This is a genomic window from Arthrobacter sp. H41 (assembly GCF_000520535.1).
GTDB lineage: Bacteria > Actinomycetota > Actinomycetes > Actinomycetales > Micrococcaceae > Arthrobacter_D.
Map to the genome: position 1 here is coordinate 18807 of NZ_KI914812.1, position 1326 is coordinate 20132.

General features: G+C 68.3%; 1 protein-coding gene and 1 pseudogene. One reads left to right on the forward strand and one right to left on the reverse strand.

Features of this window, described 5'->3' with window-relative positions:
• Nucleotides 1-735 (reverse strand): alpha/beta hydrolase (locus Y705_RS19735; RefSeq protein WP_081738030.1); only part of this gene is annotated, 735 nt, incomplete at its 3' end.
• 69 nt (nucleotides 736-804) lie between these two features.
• On the opposite strand from Y705_RS19735, the pseudogene Y705_RS0112465 reads away from it, so the two are divergent.
• Nucleotides 805-1326 (forward strand): annotated as a pseudogene (locus tag Y705_RS0112465) (quinone-dependent dihydroorotate dehydrogenase); the annotation flags it as partial.

A 1326-nucleotide genomic window follows, 5' to 3' on the forward strand; every position in this document is an offset into this window, starting at 1 on the left:
CTGTCCGGCGAGGATCGCGGCCAGCCAGCCGGCCCGCAGTGGGAAGCCGGTCTCGGGCCGCCACGACGGCTCCAGATCCCACTCGCCCTGAGCGCTCCGGCTGATGCTCCGCCAGTAGAAGCCGAGCTCGGGCACGCGGAGCCGGGCTTTCGGGCGGAACCGGCTGACGGTCTCGAGCAGGCCCTGTGTCGCGGTGCGCAGCATTGCGCTGCCCTGGGTGTCGAGCCAGGGTCCGTTGAGCACCAGGGAATGGGCGCGTTCGGGGTTACGGGAAGCCCAGAGAACCGCGGTCAGTGCTCCTGCAGAATGGGCCATCAGGGTGAGGGAAACGTCGATGTCCGCTCCATACCGCTCCCGCAGCACCTCGGTCAGCGCGTCGATAGCGGCGCTGATATCGGCGTCGTATTCGGCGAGGTCGGTGATGAAGCCGGGGGTCTGCCAGGGGCGAAGGCTCCTGCCGAACTTTCGTAGGTCCAGCGCGAAGAATGCCGCGCCACGTCCTGTGAAGAACTCCGCCGTCGCTTCCTGGAAGAAATAGTCGCTCCAGCCGTGCACGTACAGGACGGCGCGTACGGTACGGGATCGGCCGGCAGGAACCCCACCCGAGGGGGAGCCCCCTCGCGGCTCGTGGGCAATGAGCGTCGCCGTGCAGGGCCCTTCGTCGTCGGGCAGAAGCTTGAGTGCGGCCATCCGGTAATCGGGTCCCAGATGATCCGGCTCCCACAGCACACTCATGCTCCCGAGGATAACGCCCGTCAGGTGCCGGAGTTGTTCGAGCGCCGCCGAACGTGGGACTTTATTAGCATGCGTATCTACCCAGCGTTCTTCCGCCTTGCCTTCGCCGGCATGGACGCGGAACGCGCACACACGATCGGCGCAGCGCTGATCCGGACCGTCGACCGGACTCCTGCGGGATGGGCACTGCGCCGCTACTGCGCGCCGCACCCTCGCCTCAGGACAACCGCGTTCGGCCTGGAGTTCCCGTCCCCGTTCGGTCTTGCGGCGGGCTTCGACAAGGGAGGGCGGGGAATACTGTCGCTGACGGCGCTCGGGTTCGGCCACGTCGAAATCGGGACGATCACCGGCGCGGCGCAGCCCGGCAATCCCCGCCCCCGATTGTTCCGCCTCATCGAGGACCGCGCCGTCCTGAACCGCATGGGCTTCAACAACGACGGAGCTGCCGCCGTGGCGCCCCGCCTGGAGGCGGCGCGGGTGCGGCTTCAGCGGCGGTACGGCGCGAACCGGCCCATCGTGGGCGTGAACATCGGCAAGACGAAGAACGTGGACCTCCGCCGCGCGACTGCTGACTATCTGGCCAGCGCACGG